This window comes from Siphonobacter curvatus (genome assembly GCF_002943425.1).
GTDB lineage: Bacteria > Bacteroidota > Bacteroidia > Cytophagales > Spirosomataceae > Siphonobacter > Siphonobacter curvatus.
Genome location: NZ_PTRA01000001.1, coordinates 848,177 through 867,752 on the forward strand (window position 1 = coordinate 848,177; position 19,576 = coordinate 867,752).

Here is a 19,576-nt window from a genome sequence, read left to right on the forward strand (position 1 = left end):
TTATGAACTAACCAGGATTTCTGACCTAACGCGATCCAACCTACTGAATCTCCACTCGGTACGACCCCGGAGCCAGCGTAGTTGTATTGGTTTTGAGTTTCTTCCCGGCCAGCGTAGCGGTCTGGCCCGCTGTCAGGGGCAGTACCAGTTCGGCCTGCGTATTGGGGGGCACGGTGACGTTCAGTTGCAGTTTTCCGTTTTGGCGTTCCCAGTTGGAGACAATCGGGCCGTACAGCGACTGATACGAAAACTTTACCCAGTTGAGGTCTTTCGGTGGCTTGGGAGCAATGCGGAAGGTTTTGAAGCCTGGATCGATCGGTTCCACACCGGCCAGATACCGGAAATACCACTCAATGACGGAACCGTACGCAAAGTGATTGCGGGAGTTCATGCCTTCGGGTTTTTCCTTGTCCGAATTCCAAAGTTCCCACATCGTCGTAGCTCCATTTTCGGCCATATAGCCCCAGCTCGGGTACGTTTTCTGCGTAGCTACCTGATAGGCCAGGTCATTGTACCCGTAATCCGACAGGCGGGGCAGAATCTGCTGAGAAGCGATGAACCCCGTCGTCAAGTGATTGTCGTGAGCCTTCACATCATCGGCTACGTTCTGAGCAATGCGGGCTCGCAGGTTTTCCGGTACAATGCCGAAGGTAAGCGGCATCAGGTTAGCCGCCTGGGTTTTGCCTTCGTAATTGTTGTCCTTGAAATAGAGATCGTTGTACTTCGAGGTGTACTGTTTGGCCAAGGCTGCGTACTTCGTAGCATCTTCCGTTTTGCCAAGGACCGTAGCCGCTTTTGCCAGGAGCGTATTGGAATAAACCTGATACGCCCCGCCAATGGGCTTACTGGGCGAGGCCACCACGGGAACCCAGTCGCCGTAGCCGAACCATTTTTCACTGGGATCAGCGAAATAGTACAGTCCCGTTTTTTTCGTAGAAGCGTGCTGGTTCATGTATTCTACCCAAGCTTTCATGCTGGCGTAATTGGTTTCCAGGATTCGTTTGTCGCCGAAAAATTCGTAGGAAGTCCAGGGAACAATCAGCGTCGCATCGCCCCAGGCGGGTTTCGACGGACCACCCACTACCATCTTCGGATTAACGTCGTACACGTACCCCGAAGGGTGCTGGGAATCCGCAATATCCCGCGAGTACTTGGCCCAGAAACTATTGATGTCCATCAGATAGCAGGAAGAAGCCACGAAAATCTGAGCATCACCCATCCAGCCCAGTCGTTCGTCGCGTTGCGGGCAATCGGTGGGAATGGACAGGGCATTACTTTTCAGCGTCCAGCGGGCATTTGAGTAGATTTTGTTGAGAATATCCTCGGAAGTTGAGAATTCGCCAATCGGCTCAAAATCCGTATGAATGACTTTCGCTACGACCTGGTCGGTAGTGGGTTTACCCGGAAAACCGATTACTTCGACGTAACGAAATCCGTGGTACAGAAACATCGGTTCCCATTCTTCTTTCCCGCCATTGCTTTTGCAGATGTACCGATCCGTAGACTTAGCCGAACGCAGGTTTTCCTGAGCTACCGTTCCATCGTCGTGGAGCAACTCCGCAAAATGCAGAGCTACTTCCTGCCCGTACACGCCTTTCGGAATACTCAGATGCACAATCCCCGCCATGTTCTGACCAAAGTCAAAAACGAAATGGCCGGGCTTGGGTTCAGTCATTTTTACGGCTTTGCGGGTTTCTGTGACGCGGATCGGTGGAGCTTCTTGAGCCACTACCTGTAAGGTATTCATGTCGAACGTGGCTGCTTGTTCGTTCGCGTTGGCGTCGGCACTGGGGCCGAACAGGGTCGTCTGGTTTTTGGCCGTGTTCAGTACGACGGGCGTTACCCAGCCGTCTGCTTCCGTACCTTTTGCTTCCTGACGGGCATCGTAATGCTCGCCGTGGTACATGGAGTCGTAAATGACGGGCGACAACCGAATTTTCCAGCTGGGATTCGAAGTAATCAGCTCCCGCGTACCATCGGCGTAGGTCAATTCCAGTTGGCATAGCAGTCGCAGCGGGCCTTGTGAATACCGATGAAAACCGCCGCCCCAGCCGAGGCCACCGCTCCACCAGCCGTTCCCCAGAAAAGCGTCGATCTGGTTGTTGCCTTCCTTAAGTAGCTCCGTGACGTCGTAGGTTTGGTAGTATACTTTCTTGAGATAGTCCGTCCAGCCAGGCGTCAATAGCATATCACCTACCCGTTGGCCGTTGATTTGCAGGGCGTAATCACCCAGGCCCGTAGCGTATACCCGGGCCTTCGCGAGTTTGCCACGTACCAAGAATTCCTTTCGGGCCTGCGTTGAGCGGGGCGGTTCGCCCACTACGCCCGCCATGCCGATCCAGTCTGCTTTCCAGTCGTCTTTGGCGAGCAGGCCCATTTCCCACCAGTCGGGTTTGGACCAGCCCGAGGCTTTTCCTTTTTCATCCCAGATTTTTACCTTCCAGAAATACCGTTGCCGGCTTTCCAGATTTTTTCCCTGATAATCGACGTAGACGGATTGCGAAGTATTGATCTTACCCGAATCCCAGACATCCCCCTGGTTTTTAGCCAGAGCTTCTGCGGAAGAGGCCACCAGGATTTGATAGGCCGTCTGGCGGGCTCCGGCCTGTGTAGACGCAAGCTGCCAGCTCAGGCGAGGCTTTCTAACGCCGGTTCCCAGACGAATATCGCCGTATTCGTAACGAAGTTTGTGAGGGGCCTGTTGGGCCTGAACCTGTGATAAGAGCCCAACTAAAACCAGGCACAGCCAGGTGTGAAGAAAACGTTTAAGCATAAGTTTAGAGTGATTAAATACTAACCATACAGGCTTGAGTTTAAATGTACGTAACCTGTCTATTCGGTAAGTGTAGCCAGTGGTTTTTTTCTACTCAAGCCGTACGGAAAATATTCTATGGGGTATTTAGGACGTAACTTACGATCTTTACGGTTCAGTTTGCCTCCTATTCGCATGAAACAAACGGTTCGTCAGGTCTTTGAAATCATTCAAATTGATGAGTATTCAACGACCCCTAAATACAAGCAGATTGTCAATTCAGTAATCGCGGCCATCGAGAAGGGGCTGATCAAGACCAAGCAGGGGTTGCCGTCGATTAATGAATTGTCGATGCTGTATGACATTTCCCGGGATACGGCTGAAAAGGCGTATAATGAACTCAAGAAGCTGGGTATTCTGGGCTCCGTACCCGGAAAAGGATTTTACATTGCTAGTGCTAGTTACCGGCAGAAGCGTCGGATTTTTCTGCTTTTCAATAAGTTAAGTCCCCACAAAAAAATCATCTACGACGCGATGGTGGAGATGCTGGGCGAAGAAACAGCGGTTGATTTTTACATCTACAACAACAACTTCCGGCTGTTTAAAGAGCTGATTCAGAATCGGGCCGGGCATTATACGCATTACGTCATCATTGCTCATTTTCTGGAAGGTGGCGAAACGGCGGCGGAACTGATTAATCAGTTTCCCAAGGATCAGCTACTGATTCTGGATAAACTGGTTCCCGGTGTGGAAGGTCCGTATGCGGCGGTGTATCAGGATTTTGAACGGGACATTTTTACAGCTCTGGCTGAAGGGGAGGAGCTGTTACGAAAGTATCAGGTACTCAAGCTGGTTTTTCCGCTGTATACGTATCACGCCCGCGAAATCCTGATTGGTTTTCAGAAATTTTGTACCGAATACGGCTTTCCGTACAAGATCATTTCGGATGTATCGAAAGAGGTGATGTCGCCAGGCGATGTGTACATTAACTTAATGGAAGACGATCTGGTGACGCTGGTGAAGCAGGCGAAAACCAACGGGTATCGGGTAGGCAAGGAAGTAGGGATTATCTCCTACAACGAAAATCCGCTCAAGGAAATCATTCTCGACGGAATCACGGTACTTTCCACGGATTTTGAAGCCATGGGGAAACAGGCCGCCGAACTGATTCTCAATAACTCGACCCAAAAGTTAGCGAATCCATTCCGGTTGATTGTCCGGCAGTCGGTGTAGTAAAATATGGGAAGTCCTAGTGCAAGTTTAGAAACCTGCACCAGTGTTCGTCCCTCTTTCAGCGAGTACTCTAACTCCGGAGGGGTTCAATCTGAATAGCCCAGTATACCATGCAGGGAACAAACAAACCGACTGCATCTAACGCAAAACATAGAAAAAAGGGTACGCCGTTCAGAAACAGCGTACCCTTTTGGTAATCAACTAAAAACGACCCATTACCGTCTTCGGCGACCGCCGAAATCTTCTTCGTCATCATCTTCCTCCTCGTCGTCATCGTCAAAGTTCATGCCGGCAATTAGGCTGTCGGTCAAATCCTTGAATTGTAAGCCTTTGTCGAGGGGTTTCTTACTGATAAGCGAAAACTCGGCCATCCCGTGCAGGGCAAATTCCATGAAGAAGAATTTTTCGTCGCCCGTGAGTTCCGGGTGAAATTCTTCCACCAGATCATCCAGGCCATCGATGGCCAGCAGTCGGTTCTGGTAATCTTTATCGGACAGATCGCTCAGTAAGTCCAGCGAGTGTTCGCCAAACCAGGTTTGCACTTTCTGGAAGGGATTCTTCTTATTTTTGATCTGTTTTTTCAGCTTTTCCGGATCAGGGAAGTACTGCAGAAACTGCGTTTTAATGGCTTTACTGACCAGATTCATCGCTACGATATAGGGCCCTTCCACTTCGCCTTCGTATACCAGCTCTACCTTGCCCGTAATCGCCGGAATAACTCCGTACAGATCCGCAAGACGCACGTACGTACGCTCTTCACTGTTGAGCAAAGCCCGACGTTCTGCCGCGGAAACCAGATTTTCGTACGCCGAAATCGTCATCCGGGCGGATACCCCCGACTTGGCATCGACGTATTCACTTTGACGGGCTTCAATGGCAATTTGCTCGATCAAGTCTTCCGTTACTTCATTGATCGAGACGATTTCCTGACCTTCTTTCACCTTCGCTTCCTGACGGGTGATGCGTTTACCGATCTCCAGCGTACGCGGGTAGTGCGTCAGAATCTGGCTGTCGATCCGGTCTTTCAGGGGCGTTACAATGCTACCCCGGTTGGTATAATCTTCGGGGTTCGCGGTGAAGACAAACTGAATATCCAGCGGTAAGCGGAGTTTGAAACCACGAATCTGAATATCTCCTTCCTGCAAAATATTGAAGAGTGAGACCTGAATCCGGGCCTGTAAATCGGGTAACTCATTGATTACAAAAATACCCCGGTGCGAACGTGGAATCAGACCAAAGTGAATCACCCGTTCATCCGAGTAGGGTAGTTTCAACGTGGCTGCTTTAATCGGGTCCGCATCGCCAATCAAATCGGCAACGGATACGTCGGGTGTGGCGAGTTTTTCCGTATACCGTTCATCCCGGTGCAGCCAGATCACGGGTGTCTCGTCGCCTTTTTCGGCAATCAAATCCACTGCATAACGAGATAAAGGCTGTAGGGGATCATCGTTGAGTTCAGAACCTTCGACGACGGGAATGTACTCGTCCAGCAAGTAGATCATCAGACGGGCAATCCGGGTTTTGGCCTGTCCGCGAAGACCCAGTAAGTTGATATGGTGCCGGGAAAGTAGGGCTCGTTCGACATCCGGGATTACGGTGTCTTCGTAGCCGTATACGCCGGGAAACACTTCTTCTCCCGAACGCATTTTAGTGATGAGGTTGCGACGAAGTTCGTCTTTAATGGATTCAGGCTGATAGCCAGCCGCCTTGAGCTGACCCAGCGTAGTAATATTGAGTTTATCGGAAACAGAAAGCGAGTGATACGACATCAAAAAAGGGTTTAGCTACGTAAGTGGGTAACGTTTTCAGAATCAAAAAGGTTTGGGCTGGCCGTACCGACGGTCAATTAACTCAAAGATATACGATGAAAGAGACGGGCAGAATACAAAAAAAGGTGAAATCATTTGGGGTATTAATTTTTTATTCTACGTTTGTAGAGTAAAATCTATGAATGTAGAATATGGCCCAGTTAACCAAAGCCGAAGAGCAACTGATGGAGCTGATCTGGCAACAGGAAAAAGTATTTATGAAGGACTTACTGGAACTGTATCCGGAGCCGAAACCCGCCGTTACTACTGTGGCTACCTTACTGAAACGGATGCAGGAAAAAGGCTTCGTGGATTACACGGTGTACGGTAATTCCCGGGAGTATTACGCCCTGGTTAAGAAGGATGATTACTTCGCCAAACACGTAAAAGGAATCATTAAAAGTTACTTTGAAAATTCGGCGTTAAAGTTTGCTTCCTTTTTTACGAAAGCCTCTGATTTATCGGTTGATGAACTGGAAGATTTAAAGCGAATCGTTGACGAAGAAATCACTAAAAAGAAAAAGTAATGGACTATCTCCTGAAGTCTATACTCTGCTCCATCCTGTTCGTATTGATCTACAAAATATTGCTGGAACGGGAGACCCTGTTTGTGTTCAATCGTTTCTATTTACTGATGAGTCTAGTAGCCTCCTTAGCGATTCCATTACTGACGATAGAATTGAACAACCCGGAGGTAATTCCCGCAACAGAAGTAGTATACCAATTGACTGGCAACGAAGTAAATAGGCCGTTGATAACGGTTGAAAAGCAAGCTATTACGTTCGAACAGTATGCATGGTTAGTATATGCCCTAGTTACGGGTATACTCGCCATTCGCTTTCTGAAAAATGTACTGGCCGTTGTATGGAAAATCAGGAAATCAACGGTAATCAAGGGTTCAGTAAAAGTTGTTTTACTGGATAATGATGAATTGCCTTACAGTTTCATGAATTACGTTTTCGTCAGTAAACGTAGCTATCAAAATCAGGAAATAGAATCACAGATCTGGCAACACGAATTAGCCCATATCCGGCAGCGGCACACCTGGGATATTTTGTTTATGGAGTTAGTACAGGTATGCTGGTGGTTTAATCCGGCGGTGTATGTCTATCAAAAAATGATCCGGATGAATCATGAATACTTAGCGGATCATGCGGTCTTATCCATCGATCCGGAAGTAAAAAAGTACCAGCATTTATTACTGAGTAAAGTGAGTCAAGGTTTATTTCTTACCAGCTCGTTTAATTATGTAACCACGAAAAAAAGACTACTCATGATGACAAAAATGACTTCCCGGTTTCAACGCTTAATCAGACAGGTTAGTCTGATTCCAATGCTCATACTTACAATTGCTTTGTTCAGTAAAGTGGAATACGCAGGGGCTCAGACCGAGCAACCAGCGGTTCAGGTACCCTCAACACCAAAAGGTGTTTCTAACGAATTGCTGAGAGAGTATGAAGCTATTACGAAACGAATGTATAAGCCTATGGATAATGGCTTCCGCCGTTACAATTTGTCAAAAGTCGAGGAAGAACGAGTCATCTCGATTTATCATCAGATGAGTAAAGAACAGCAGGACAAGCAAAAAATTGTTGTATACTATCTGCCTCCACTTAAAAAAGAAAGGCCAACCGCAAAAGAATTGGAAATTTGGAAAAATCCTAAAATGAGTGGCGTATGGATAGATGATAAACGCGTTGCTAATGAAGAATTGAATAAGTATAAACCAGAAGATTTTTCATATGCTTCTGTAAGTAAATTATATAAAAATGCAGCTAATTACGGGAAACATTATTATCAGGTCGATCTAATGACCAACCGTGCGTATGACGAGTATCTGAAAGAAGAGACAAAGAACCCGACTTATATGGTTCGCGAAAGAAGAACGTGGAGTAAACCAGCCAAATAAGAATGGAGTAGTCAAAGAAAAAGCGTGAAGTTTTCTTCACGCTTTTTCTTTGATCAAAACTATTTTAGTTACGCCACTGTATTCACCAGCGTACCAATGCCATCGATGGTAATTTGCACTTCATCGCCGCGTTGCAGGGTGAAATCATCCGGAGGAACAATGCCCGTTCCCGTCATCAGAAAACAGCCGTAGGCAAACGAGCATTCGCGGAACAGGAACGAAACCAGCTCCGTATGCTGCCGCTTCATTTGGCTGATGGAAATTTTATTATCGTATACACTTTCCCGGTTCCGGTGAATTTCCAGTCGAATGTGCGTATGTGGATCAATCGGCGTACCGGGCACGTACAGGCAGGGGCCTAAGGCTGCACTACCATCGTACGATTTGGCTTGGGGTAGATACAGGGGATTTTCTCCCTCAATATCCCGTGAACTCATATCGTTGCCGCAAGTGTACGCTACAATTTTTCCCGAAGAAGTCATGAACAAAGTCAGTTCCGGCTCCGGAACGTTCCAGTGTGAATCTTTCCGAATGCGTACCGTACCTAGTGGGTCTACGACTCGCTCGGGGGTAGCTTTGAAGAAAATTTCGGGCCGTTCAGCATCGTATACGCGGTCATAAAAACTACCGCCACCGGCATCCTGGGATTCTTCCATCCGGGCATCGCGACTCCGTAGGTATGTAACCCCGGCAGCCCAGACTTCCTGCCGACCGATGGGAGCCAGCAAGTCCGTATGCAGCCAGTGGTGCAACTCCGGAGAAGGACTTACCGACGTAGTAACGGCCTGTAGTACTTCGTGCAGATTATCCTGATTAATGAGTTGATCCCAGTCGGTTGCTTCGATAGGATAATACTGCTCGTCAGCTTCCAGAACGATGCCCAGGCGGGTTTTGTATAATCTCATGGGTTTAGAAGAGATAGAAGGAATGATGGATATGTTTCGAGAAAGAGGTTGGTTTGCGTACGCCACCCTGTACAAAGCTTGTATTTACTGAGGCGTCACAAGGACAAACGTACGTTTATATTTCTGATCAGAGACGGTTTTCAGATTTCCAAACGTAGAAAAAAGAAACCAGTAGGGATTTCGCTTGAAAACAAGAACGCCCCGCATAACTAGGTGCAGCGGGGCGTTGGTTACGTAACTTATCGGCGATTCAGCTTTGCCAGTAGTTTCAGAATTTCCAAATACAGCCAGACGATCGTTACCAGCAGACCAAAAGCGGAATACCATTCCATAAACTTGGGAGCCTGCTGAGCTACGCCTGCTTCGATGAGGTGAAAATCGATCAGTAAGTTCATCGCCGCAATTCCCACTACTACCAGCGAGAAAATGATGCCGATCCAGCCCGCTTCATGAATATAGGGTACCATGATACCGAAAAAACTCAGAGCGAATGTCAGCAAATAAAGCAGAGCCACGGCTCCGGTAGCGACCATCACGCCCCGCATGAACCCTTGCGTAACGCGAATCAAGCCCGTTTGGTAGACGACTAATAGCAAAGCCAGTACGCCAAAGGTGAGTACGGCCGCCATAAATGCTAATCCGGAGAATAAACTAGAAATACTACCCACAAAAGCTCCCTCCAGCACGGCGTAGAGCGGAGCCAGCGTTGGGGCTAGAGTAGGTTTAAAAGCTAGTACGAGAGCAATAATCAGGCCACCAATGGCTCCTACGGGTAATAGAAGCGAGGTCCATTGCTGACCCTGAAGGGCGGCGTAAAAGGTTACTGCCGCTACGCTGATGGTAAGCGTTAATAAAAGGGCAATCTTATTTAACGTGCCCTGCATCGTCATGACGTCATCTGACGCCACGGAAACTTTGTCAAAGGTTTTTTCTGAAAAAAGTGGATTTGCCATAAAACAAGGGAGGTTTACTAAACAGTCGCCAAGAAAAGGGGATTTTCCTGGAATTCAAACACCGTCATCCACAAAGGGAAGATTGGAAGTAGTAGTGGGAAATGGAGCGTTTGAGGTAAATCTAGCAGGGATAAGAGATACGATGCAATAGGGTCTAAATGAATGATTTAAGATCAGTTGCTTTATCTTCTAAATGTTAGTTCGAGGTGAGCAACTGCCAACCTGTCTCATCTACCACTAGATTGGCTAATTAATTTCTCATGAATGATGATTAGCTGCCTTAAGGATAGTAATTTAATCAGGCAAGTTGGCGATATAATGCTGTATTTTTCTTGAGTATGTAGTTGGTGGCCGCATCAACTTCTGCATCAGAAGCATGTTGCCTGAATTTTTCCGTTAATAACTACGAAGTACTGTATCTGGCATTTTATCAACCAATTCGATAATAGTTTTCTTTAATTCCTGAGTTTCCATACTTAATACAGAGTTAAATCTTGGTTGGGTTTTATAAAACCCAACCAAGATAAATCAATACTCTCTTACCGTACATTCTTCTTCCGATTCCGTTCGAAATCTTCGAAAATAAACTCACCCAATCCTTTCAGGCTCGAGTAATAGGCCCGGCCATTATTGGTTTCCGTAAACTTGCGAACGAAATCCTGTAGGTACGGATCGCGGGCGATCATGAACGTGGTAATTGGAATCTTAATCCGGCGACACTGGGCGGCCAGTGTCAGCGTTTTATTCAGGATTTTACGGTCCAGACCAAAGCTGTTTTTATAGTAGCGAATGCCTTCTTTCAAACAGGTCGGTTTACCATCCGTAATCATGAAAATCTGCTTGTTTTTATTCTTCCGACGGCGGAGTAAATCCATCGCCAGTTCCAGTCCGGCTACGGTATTGGTGTGGTACGGACCCACTTCCAGATAGGGCAGATCTTTCACCTGAATCTGCCAGGCGTCGTTACCGAAAACGATGATGTCGAGCGTATCCTTGGGGTACTTCGTCATAATCAGTTCCGACAGGGCCATGGCTACTTTTTTCGCGGGCGTAATCCGGTCTTCCCCGTACAGAATCATCGAGTGACTGATGTCGATCATCAATACCGTACTGGTTTGAGCCTTGTATTCGGTATCGACGATTTCCAGGTCATTCTCGGTCATCATAAAATCGCCAATGCCATTGTTGATCTGGGCATTCCGAATGGATTCGGTCATAGCGATTTGTTCGAGTGAATCCCCGAACTGGAAGGTCCGGCGATCCGACGTTGCTTCATCACCCGTACCCGCGTGCGAAGTCCGGTGATTGCCGCCCGAACGTGATTTTTTGAGTTTCCCGAAAATTTCATCGAGCGACTGTTTCCGGATGGATTGTTCACCCTTCGGCGTCAGTACCGTTTCGCCCTCGGCGTTTTCTTCGGTGATATACCCTTTCTTTTTCAGGTCTTCGAAGAAATCCCCGATGCCGTAATTTTCGTCGGTAAGCTTGTATTGTTTGTCGAGTTGCGTCAGCCAGGACATTGCCTGAGCCACGTCGCCACTGGTCATGGTGAGCAGTTGATTAAAAATATCCAGCAACTGGTCAAACTTGGCCTGCTGGGAATTCTGCTGAATGTCGGGTACAAATTCGGAAAAACGGTGACCGAGCATAAATGTCTTGGATAAAAGCGTCAGGCAGAACCTGTCGGCTTAGTTTAGCGAGTAATCAAGGCCTGTAAGCTGATTCATCAGAAACAGGCGGTTTAGAAAAGCGATCCACGTACCAACTTGGCCTTTCTACTAATTTAACCCTTTTTTCAGGGATTGAGTTTGTCCAGTGGCTAAAACTTGCTCCCGGCATCCCGCGTAAAAGGTTATCTTTGCGTGATCCGATTGAGAGATACACATTTATAACGAATAGAAAACGGCGATAGTACGCTCCAAACGATTCGCCGTATCCCCTAAACTAACGGGTTAACTGCTTTATTATGAGCGTTCCTAAAACACAGCAATCCGGTTTTGAAGCCCTGGCTCAGCAGACGCTTTTGTATCCCCAGGAGCAGCTGGCTCCTATCAAAACCACGCAGCATTCCTTGCTGATTGGATTGCCCAAAGAAATTTCATTTCTCGATCACCGCATTGCTCTGGTTCCCGAAGCGGTTTCGTTACTGGTTCGGAATGGTCATCAGGTGATTCTGGAGAGTGGAGCAGGCGAGGGGGCTCAGTTCAGTGACCACGATTACCGCGAAGCCGGTGCTCGCATCGTCTACTCGCCCGAAGAAGCCTACGCCGCCGATGTGATTTTGAAAGTAGAGCCCGCTACGGAAGATGAATACAAATACCTGAAACGCGGCAGTACGCTGATTTCAGCCCTGACGCTTCCCAATCGCACGCAGGAGTATTTCGCAGCTCTTAATGAAAAGCAGATCACCGGGATTGCCTTCGAATACATTGAAGACAAATCCGGAGCCATGCCCATCATTCGTACCATGAGCGAAATTGCGGGGAGTACCGTGATGATGATTGCCGCCGAATACCTCAGTGGCGTACACGCAGGAAAAGGCATCATCCTGGGTGGCATTACGGGCGTTCCCCCGACCAAAGTCGTGGTATTGGGAGCGGGTACGGTGGCGGAATACGCAACCCGAATGGCTCTGGGACTGGGGGCTCAGGTACAGGTTTTTGACAAAGATATGTACCGTCTACAGCGATTGCGGTACGCGGTGGGGCAGCCCATTTATACCAGTATCATTCACTCCGAGGTGCTGTCCGATGCCATTCAGCGGGCAGACGTGGTGATTGGAGCGATCCGCAGCGAAGAAGGTCGCAGTCCGATGGTCGTGACGGAAGATATGATTTCTCGGATGCGGCCGAACTCGGTGGTAATCGACGTATCCATTGATCAGGGAGGGAATTTTGAAACCTCGGAAATGACCAGTCATAAAAATCCGACTTTTAAGAAACACGGCGTCATTCACTACTGCGTACCTAATATTCCAAGTCGCGTGGCCCGCACGGCCAGTATCGCCCTGAGCAACGTATTTACGCCTTTTCTCTTGAAAACGGGCACTTTGGGCGGTATCGAGGAAATGATGTTCGCCAATAAATGGTTTATGAAAGGGGTGTATGTGCACAACGGTTCGGTAACCAACGCCCACATCGCCCGCCTGTTCAATTTACGCTATAAAGATTTAGGTCTATTACTAGCCGCGAGAAGATGAGTTTAGTGGACAGTTTACAGTTGTCTGTTTTCAGTTAAAAATATGTAAGTTACTGGAAGTGAAGGCAACAGCGAGAACAGTGAACAATTGTCTGTTTTAGTTAGTGATCTGGAATGCATTATTTGCTGAACAGGAAAACTGTAAACCGCAAACGGAAAACTAAAAGAAATGATCGACGAACCCGAAGCACTATCCAATGCCCCCAATTCGCCGGAATTGAGCGGGAAATACCTCGGCATGATTACGGCCGACTTTGTGAAAGTATCCGAATTTATTCAGGAAGCCGCCCACCAGATCCGGCAGCGGGGCTTTTCTAATTATCCTATTTTTGTGGCTTGTCAGCAGCCGCAACCGCTTGGTTCGGTGTTGATTGGTCGGGGAGAAATGAACGATAACCAGTGGTACTACTCGGCTACGTTTCTCGAAGAATTCCTCCAGCGGGAAATCATCGGGGAAGATGGCGAGGAGCTTTTCAAGGAAAGCTACAAAGACCCCGCCGAGTACGCCTGTTTGTTCATTATTGACTCCGATTTCACCAAGTTCATTTTCGTTCCGTATCCCGAAGATTAGGCAACAGAATACCAAAGCTAGCGGCCCGATGAATCATTCGTCGGGCCGTTTTTGTTGAGTCAAAGGCTGGCCGACAACGCTTCCGTCAGGGCTTCCAGATCCGCCGCTTCGTTGTAAACGTGCGTCGCAATACGAAGGGTAGTCCCCCGCGTGGAAATGTATACCTGATGGCGTTCCAGCTCCGTCCGCAAACGGTTCATATCCAGCCCTTCGTGACGTAGTCCGAACAGGTGGGAGCTTCGATACGCCTCTGCTTCAATCCAGAAACCCAGTTCCTGCCAGTGGGGCACGTGCGGACGAACCAACGCCTCACTGTACGCCTGCACGGCTTCGGGCGTCCAGGCCAGGATTTGCTCCAGAGCCGTCGCCAGCATCGGTATCTGGATGAAATTGCTTTGTTCCCCCATGGAATAACGACTAGCTCCGGGCCGGAATTCTGTCGTATAGGCCATCAGTAAGCGGAAATTATCACTGCCTTTGCGATTAATCCAGCTTTGTTCAATGGAGCGACCTTCGTCAAAGGCGGGACCGAAATACGCCAGTCCCATCCCGTATGTACCCAGCAGCCATTTGTAGCCGCCGACGATCAGAGCATCCACCGATACCTCAGTCAGATCAAGTGGCAGAGCTCCCACGGCCTGCGTACCATCGAGTACAAAACGGGTACCCGTTTCCCGACAGCGTTTGCTGAGAGCTTCGATGTCAAATCGCGTTCCGTCCGACCAGTGTATCGGAGCGATCATCAGTAAAGCGGTTTCTTCGCTGATGGCATTTAAAACGGCTTCGTTCCAGCTTTTACCGTCGCCCGTGCGGTTAATCGTTTTTAGAGAAATGGCCTGTGTTTGGCAAACTTCTTCCCAGGCGTATACATCCGAGGGGAACTCATCGGCTACCAATAAGATGTGCTGACCGGGCCGGGCGTTTAGGTTCTTTGCCACAATTGCCATTCCGTACGAAACCGAAGGGATAATGGCGACGCGTTCGTACGGAACGTGTACCAATTGTCCAAACAGTTGCCGGACGCGGTCCACATCCGTAAAGTAATCTTCCTGGTGAATCGTGTGGGGTTGCGATTTGCGTAACAATCCCTGGATACCCGCTTCTTCGACGCTTTTAAGCAGGGGAGACATGGATGCTCCGTTGAGGTAATGAATGGCTTCGGGGAGCGAAAAAAGAGGTTTCTGGCAGGTAAGCATGGAAGAAAGAAGTTGGTAGATGTTAACGGATGAGTGGACGTTTTGGCCTTCACTTTCCGGAAAAGTCCTGCTCAAACTTAGTAAACGGCCGAGGAATTCCGACTTTCTTTTTTCAGCTTCAAAAAATCGCAAAAAAGGGCTGAATTATTTGTGATTTTCTTTGGAAAAAGCACGGTTTTATGGTAAAAAAATTGTATTTTTACCAAGTTTATTTCGAAAGGTGAGGCGAGTTTTATTGTTTGCCCAGTAGTCTAAAAACCAAGTATTTATGACCAACGAAGTTTTGGAAGAAGATAAGGTCGTAACGGCCCGCAACGATTATGGTGCCGATAATATTCAGGTGTTGGAAGGGCTCGAAGCCGTACGGAAACGGCCTTCCATGTACATCGGAGACGTAGGAACGAAGGGACTTCACCACCTGATTTGGGAGGTAGTAGATAACTCGATTGACGAAGCTCTGGCGGGGTACTGTGATACGATCCGGGTAACCATCAACGAAGACAATTCAATTACGGTTGAAGATAATGGCCGGGGTATTCCTACGGGGATGCACTCGAAAGAGAAAAAGTCGGCTCTGGAGGTTGTAATGACCGTTCTGCACGCCGGTGGTAAATTCGACAAAGGCTCTTATAAAGTTTCAGGTGGTTTGCACGGCGTGGGGGTTTCCTGCGTGAACGCCCTGTCTACGGACTTGAAAGTTAACGTTTATCGGGAAGGAAAAATCTTCCAGCAGGAATATAAAATCGGTGTTCCCCAGTACGCGGTTAAAGTTGTGGGTGACGCCGGCGAGCGTACGGGGACGACGGTTCGTTTTCAACCCGATGCTACCATTTTCACCGTCACCGAATACAAGTTTGAAACCGTAGCTCAACGCTTGCGGGAGTTGGCTTTCTTGAACAAAGGCATCCGCATCTTCCTGACTGATTTACGGGATCTGAATGAAGCGGGTGAGCCTCTGACCGAAGAATTTTTCTCCGAAGGCGGTCTGATTGAGTTCGTGAAATACCTCGACGGTACGCGGGAAGCACTTTTGGCCGATCCCATTTACATGGAGTCGTCGGATAAAGCGTCGATTCCAGTACAGGTGGCGATGGTGTATAACAACTCGTATTCCGAGAATGTATTCAGCTACGTTAACAACATCAATACCATCGAAGGTGGTACGCACGTGGCAGGTTTCCGGGGAGCATTAACGCGGACCCTGAAAAACTACGCCGATAAAAACGGCATGCTGGCCAAGGAGAAAATTGAGATCTCGGGCGAAGATTTCCGCGAAGGTTTAACGGCGGTTATCTCTGTAAAAGTAGCCGAGCCTCAGTTTGAAGGGCAGACAAAAACGAAATTAGGTAACGGCGAGGTTTCCGGAGCGGTTTCGCAGGTAGTAACCGATATGTTACAAACCTGGCTGGAAGAACACCCCAAGGAAGCCAAAACGATTGTTGATAAGGTAGTCATTGCGGCCAAAGCCCGGATTGCGGCCCGCAAGGCTCGTGAAGCTGTACAGCGTAAAACGGTACTGGGGGGCGGTGGCTTGCCCGGTAAACTGGCTGACTGCTCGGAATCGGACGCGGAACAGTGCGAATTATTCCTCGTCGAGGGGGATTCCGCTGGTGGTACGGCCAAACAGGGTCGTAACCGGAACTTCCAGGCGATTCTGCCCTTACGCGGTAAAATCCTGAACGTAGAAAAAGCTCAGGAGTATAAGATTTACGAGAACGAGGAAATCAAAAACATGATTACCGCTCTCGGGGTACAGTTTGGCAAAGAAGGCGACGAAAGAGCCCTGAACCTGGACAAACTGCGGTATCACAAGATTGTGATCATGACCGATGCCGACGTGGATGGTAGTCACATTCGTACGCTGATTCTGACCTTCTTCTTCCGATACATGAAGGATCTGGTCGATCAGGGATACGTATACATTGCTCAGCCTCCTTTGTATCAGGTGAAGAAAGGTCAACAAAGTCGGTATTGCTGGACGGAGCAACAACGTGAGCGGGCAGTGCTGGAAATTGGCGGCGATCGTCCGGATTCAGTAGGGATTCAACGCTACAAAGGTCTGGGTGAAATGAACGCCGAGCAGCTTTGGGAAACCACGATGAACCCCGATACGCGTACGCTGAAGCGGGTGACTATCGAAAGTGCCGCTGAAGCCGATCACGTATTCTCGATGCTGATGGGAGATGAAGTAGCACCCCGTCGCGAGTTCATCGAACGCAACGCTAAATACGCCAAAATCGACATTTAACGATTTGATTTGGCAATAGTTACGGGTGGTGGGTGTAAACACCCGCCACTTTTTTTATGAAAATTTGGGTAGGCAACGCCTACTCGTTTTTAGATGCTCATTAGTCGGTAGGTACGACCTACGTAAAATGCGATCCCGTATGACATTCGATTTCAAATCATATCACATCCGTTCCATCAACGCCAGTGATGAAGAACGAGCCGTTATTAATCAGGAATTGAAAGATTTGTACGCTTCCCTTTCTGCGGAAGATAAGGCCATTTTTAACGAACAATTGCAGACTTTTCTGGTTAAGGAGATGGCTAACATTGGGTCGGAATACGCAGCAATAAAATCCCAGTTAAATAATAATAACTAGGGTTATGATCGTTTTTTGTAACGAAGGTCTGACCGGATGGTCTGGTTATTTAACAAAACCATAATCGAATATTCGTCCGGCTCAGCGATAAAATAGGTTTGTTTTGTGTCGAGAAGAAACTCAATATATCACCGTTTATCGAAAGGCTCGCGGACCTCGGGCCTTTTGTCGTTATTTCGACGGCTGATTCGTTTTCGTACCTTTATGGAAGATCAGAAGCGTCTGGCACGTAGCCAGGAAAAAGTTAGTTCAACCATTGAACAATCCCCGTACCTCAGCCGCGATTTGAGCTGGCTGGCCTTCAACGAACGGGTACTCGACCAGGCTCGCAATCCACAGCGAACCTTATTTGACCGACTTAAATTTCTAGCGATTACGGCTTCCAACCTGGATGAATTTTTTTCCATCCGTTTGGGAAGTTTATATAACTACCTGGATTACAAGAAAGAACGGATCGATTATTCCGGCTTACGGGAATGGCCCTTCCGGCAAACGCTGCTGACGATGAGTCAGCAGTTTTACGAAGAGCGTAATCGGATTTTCCGGGAAGAGCTGTTACCGCTATTCCCCGAAAATGAACTACGTCTGGCGAGTTGGAGCGACCTAACGGAAGGAGAAGCGGCGGCGGCCATTGGGCACTTTGACCGCACCATTTTTCCGATGCTGACGCCCATGGTGTACGATCAGACGCACACCTTCCCCAGCCTGATTCCGCGTACGCTGACGTTTGCTGTGGTAACGAAAAACCCGAATGTAACCAAGAAAGATCAGGCTGAGAAAAAGCTGTCATTCATTCAGATTCCACAAAACCTGCCGCGTTTCTTTGTTATCGATCGGGTGGAAGAAGTCGTATTTCTGCCGATGGAAGAAATCGTGCGGCATGAGATCCACAAGCTGTACCGCAACATCGAGATTCTGAACGTTAGTCTGTTACGGATTATCCGGAATGGAGACTTTTCGGTCGATGACATTGACGATGTCGAAGACGATATCGTGGACGAGATTCGGCAAAAAGTGAAAAACCGTCGTCTGGGCCGCGTAGTGAAAGTGGCCGTGGAACCCAATTGTTCGGAATGGGTGATTAACATCCTGAAGAAAAAATGGGAAATCGACGATCTGAATATTTTCTACGCGGATCAGCTCATCGACTTTACTTCCATGTGGCAGATTATTCGTCACCCGGAATTTCGCGATGAACTTCCCAAATCTCCATCGCCCGTACCGGCTTTGGGGCTGCCTCGTGGACCGATTGACGACATCTTTTCCGTCATACGGGAACGGGACATTTTTCTTCACCACCCCTATAATAACTTTGAAGCGGTATTACAACTGCTCGAACAGGCTGCTGAAGATCCGAACGTACTCAGTATCAAGCTGACCGTTTACCGCGTCGCGAAAAATTCCCGCGTGACGGCTGCTTTGCTCAAAGCCGCAGAAAACGGTAAAAACGTAGCCGTGCTCTTCGAAGTAAAGGCTCGTTTTGACGAAGAAAATAACATTCGCGAAGCCGAACGCCTGCAAAAGGCGGGTTGCTTCGTGATCTATGGTATTGGTCGGTTCAAGACGCATACTAAGCTGTTGTTGATTGTACGGGCCGAGGGGGATGGCGTGAAACGCTACGCCCACTTGTCGAGTGGAAACTATAATGAAGATACGGCTAAGCTGTACACGGACGTTGGGTTGCTGACGGCCAATGAAGTGTACACGAGTGATGTGGCGGAGTTTTTCAACGTAATTACGGGTCACTCCTTACCCAGCAGTTACCAGAACTTGATTACGGCTCCGGGCGACATGCGGAATAACCTCATCGAATTGATCCGAGCCGAAGCCGCGAATGCTAAGGAAGGGAAACCTTCGGGAATTTGTCTGAAGATTAACTCGCTGGAAGACCGCGAAACCATCGACGAGCTGTACCTGGCTTCTCAGGCGGGCGTCCCCATCAAATTGATCGTACGCGGCATTTGCTGTTTGCGTCCAGGTCGGGAAGGACTGTCTGAAAACATTACCGTACGCTCGATTGTTGGCGATTTCCTGGAGCACACGCGGTTATTCTACTTCCATAACGAAGGCGAACCCAAAATCTATGGCGGAAGTGCTGACCTGATGGTACGGAGCTTTGATAAACGGATCGAATCCCTGTTTTTACTGGTGAATCCGAAAGTACAACAACAGGCGGTACAGATTCTGGAGTACAATATGAAGGATAACGTCAATGCGTATACGCTCAAAGAAGACGGTACGTACGCGAAATGCCCACGGAAGGCCGACGAAGAGGTTTTCAATATTCATGAGAAGTTCTTCGAGGTGACCGAAGCCAGTCTGCCGGAAGCACAAGTGTTTTAAGCGAGTATCGTTCAAAAGCGGTGAAGAGGTTTTTGTATCCTGGGTACAAAACAATCTTCACCGCTTTTTAGTATCAAAAGAAATCCGTTTGTACTTCGGAAA

General features: G+C 48.3%; 14 protein-coding genes. 8 read left to right on the forward strand and 6 right to left on the reverse strand.

Annotation, left to right across the window (positions count from 1 at the left end):
• Positions 1-40: 40 nt before the first annotated feature.
• Positions 41-2,773: a family 78 glycoside hydrolase catalytic domain gene (locus C5O19_RS03415; protein ID WP_104709913.1), complete on the reverse strand. Its 2,733-nt coding sequence runs from the start codon at positions 2,771-2,773 to the stop codon at positions 41-43.
• Between the two features lie 174 nt (positions 2,774-2,947).
• Here C5O19_RS03415 and C5O19_RS03420 point away from each other — a divergent pair, with 174 nt between their 5' ends.
• The gene (locus tag C5O19_RS03420) at positions 2,948-3,985 is read left to right on the forward strand and encodes a GntR family transcriptional regulator (RefSeq protein WP_104713845.1); all 1,038 of its coding nucleotides are present in this window, start codon (positions 2,948-2,950) and stop codon (positions 3,983-3,985) included.
• Positions 3,986-4,200: 215 nt separating this feature from the next.
• On the opposite strand, the gene C5O19_RS03430 is transcribed toward C5O19_RS03420, so the two are convergent.
• Positions 4,201-5,754, reverse strand: coding sequence for a P-loop NTPase family protein (locus C5O19_RS03430; protein WP_104709915.1), 1,554 nt, complete (start codon positions 5,752-5,754; stop codon positions 4,201-4,203).
• A gap of 191 nt (positions 5,755-5,945) precedes the next feature.
• On the opposite strand from C5O19_RS03430, the gene C5O19_RS03435 reads away from it, so the two are divergent.
• On the forward strand, positions 5,946-6,320 hold the full coding sequence (locus C5O19_RS03435) for a BlaI/MecI/CopY family transcriptional regulator (RefSeq protein WP_102201884.1): 375 nt from the start codon (positions 5,946-5,948) through the stop codon (positions 6,318-6,320).
• Positions 6,320-7,702 (forward strand): M56 family metallopeptidase, encoded by a 1,383-nt coding sequence (locus C5O19_RS03440; protein ID WP_104709916.1) that lies wholly within the window; start codon positions 6,320-6,322, stop codon positions 7,700-7,702. Before C5O19_RS03435 ends, C5O19_RS03440 begins: the two co-directional genes overlap by 1 nt.
• Positions 7,703-7,770: 68 nt before the next feature.
• Here C5O19_RS03440 and C5O19_RS03445 read toward each other — a convergent pair whose 3' ends face one another.
• The 3 genes from C5O19_RS03445 to C5O19_RS03455 all read right to left on the reverse strand — a co-directional run bounded on the left by C5O19_RS03445 (position 7,771) and on the right by C5O19_RS03455 (position 11,209).
• Positions 7,771-8,607: a fumarylacetoacetate hydrolase family protein gene (locus tag C5O19_RS03445; RefSeq protein WP_104709917.1), complete on the reverse strand. Its 837-nt coding sequence runs from the start codon at positions 8,605-8,607 to the stop codon at positions 7,771-7,773.
• 239 nt (positions 8,608-8,846) lie between these two features.
• Positions 8,847-9,560, reverse strand: a complete 714-nt coding sequence (locus C5O19_RS03450; protein WP_104709918.1) for a Bax inhibitor-1/YccA family protein — start codon at positions 9,558-9,560, stop codon at positions 8,847-8,849.
• 539 nt (positions 9,561-10,099) lie between these two features.
• Positions 10,100-11,209, reverse strand: coding sequence for a vWA domain-containing protein (locus tag C5O19_RS03455; RefSeq protein ID WP_104709919.1), 1,110 nt, complete (start codon positions 11,207-11,209; stop codon positions 10,100-10,102).
• A gap of 317 nt (positions 11,210-11,526) precedes the next feature.
• On the opposite strand from C5O19_RS03455, the gene C5O19_RS03460 reads away from it, so the two are divergent.
• Both C5O19_RS03460 and C5O19_RS03465 read left to right on the forward strand, forming a co-directional pair.
• A complete protein-coding gene (locus C5O19_RS03460) occupies positions 11,527-12,759 on the forward strand; it encodes an alanine dehydrogenase (RefSeq protein ID WP_104709920.1) in 1,233 nt (410 codons plus the stop codon).
• A gap of 168 nt (positions 12,760-12,927) precedes the next feature.
• On the forward strand, positions 12,928-13,329 hold the full coding sequence (locus C5O19_RS03465; RefSeq protein ID WP_102201896.1) for a hypothetical protein: 402 nt from the start codon (positions 12,928-12,930) through the stop codon (positions 13,327-13,329).
• 59 nt (positions 13,330-13,388) lie between these two features.
• Here C5O19_RS03465 and C5O19_RS03470 read toward each other — a convergent pair whose 3' ends face one another.
• Positions 13,389-14,525: an aminotransferase class V-fold PLP-dependent enzyme gene (locus tag C5O19_RS03470; RefSeq protein ID WP_104709921.1), complete on the reverse strand. Its 1,137-nt coding sequence runs from the start codon at positions 14,523-14,525 to the stop codon at positions 13,389-13,391.
• A gap of 268 nt (positions 14,526-14,793) precedes the next feature.
• Between C5O19_RS03470 and gyrB the strand changes: the two genes are divergently transcribed.
• The 3 genes from gyrB to ppk1 all read left to right on the forward strand — a co-directional run bounded on the left by gyrB (position 14,794) and on the right by ppk1 (position 19,474).
• The gene (gene gyrB, locus C5O19_RS03475) at positions 14,794-16,773 is read left to right on the forward strand and encodes a DNA topoisomerase (ATP-hydrolyzing) subunit B (protein ID WP_104709922.1); all 1,980 of its coding nucleotides are present in this window, start codon (positions 14,794-14,796) and stop codon (positions 16,771-16,773) included.
• A 139-nt stretch (positions 16,774-16,912) separates the two neighbouring features.
• Complete coding sequence (locus tag C5O19_RS03480) at positions 16,913-17,131, forward strand: hypothetical protein (RefSeq protein WP_104709923.1); 219 nt, start codon at positions 16,913-16,915, stop codon at positions 17,129-17,131.
• Positions 17,132-17,335: 204 nt separating this feature from the next.
• Positions 17,336-19,474, forward strand: coding sequence for a polyphosphate kinase 1 (ppk1, locus tag C5O19_RS03485; RefSeq protein ID WP_104713847.1), 2,139 nt, complete (start codon positions 17,336-17,338; stop codon positions 19,472-19,474).
• Positions 19,475-19,576 lie beyond the last annotated feature (102 nt).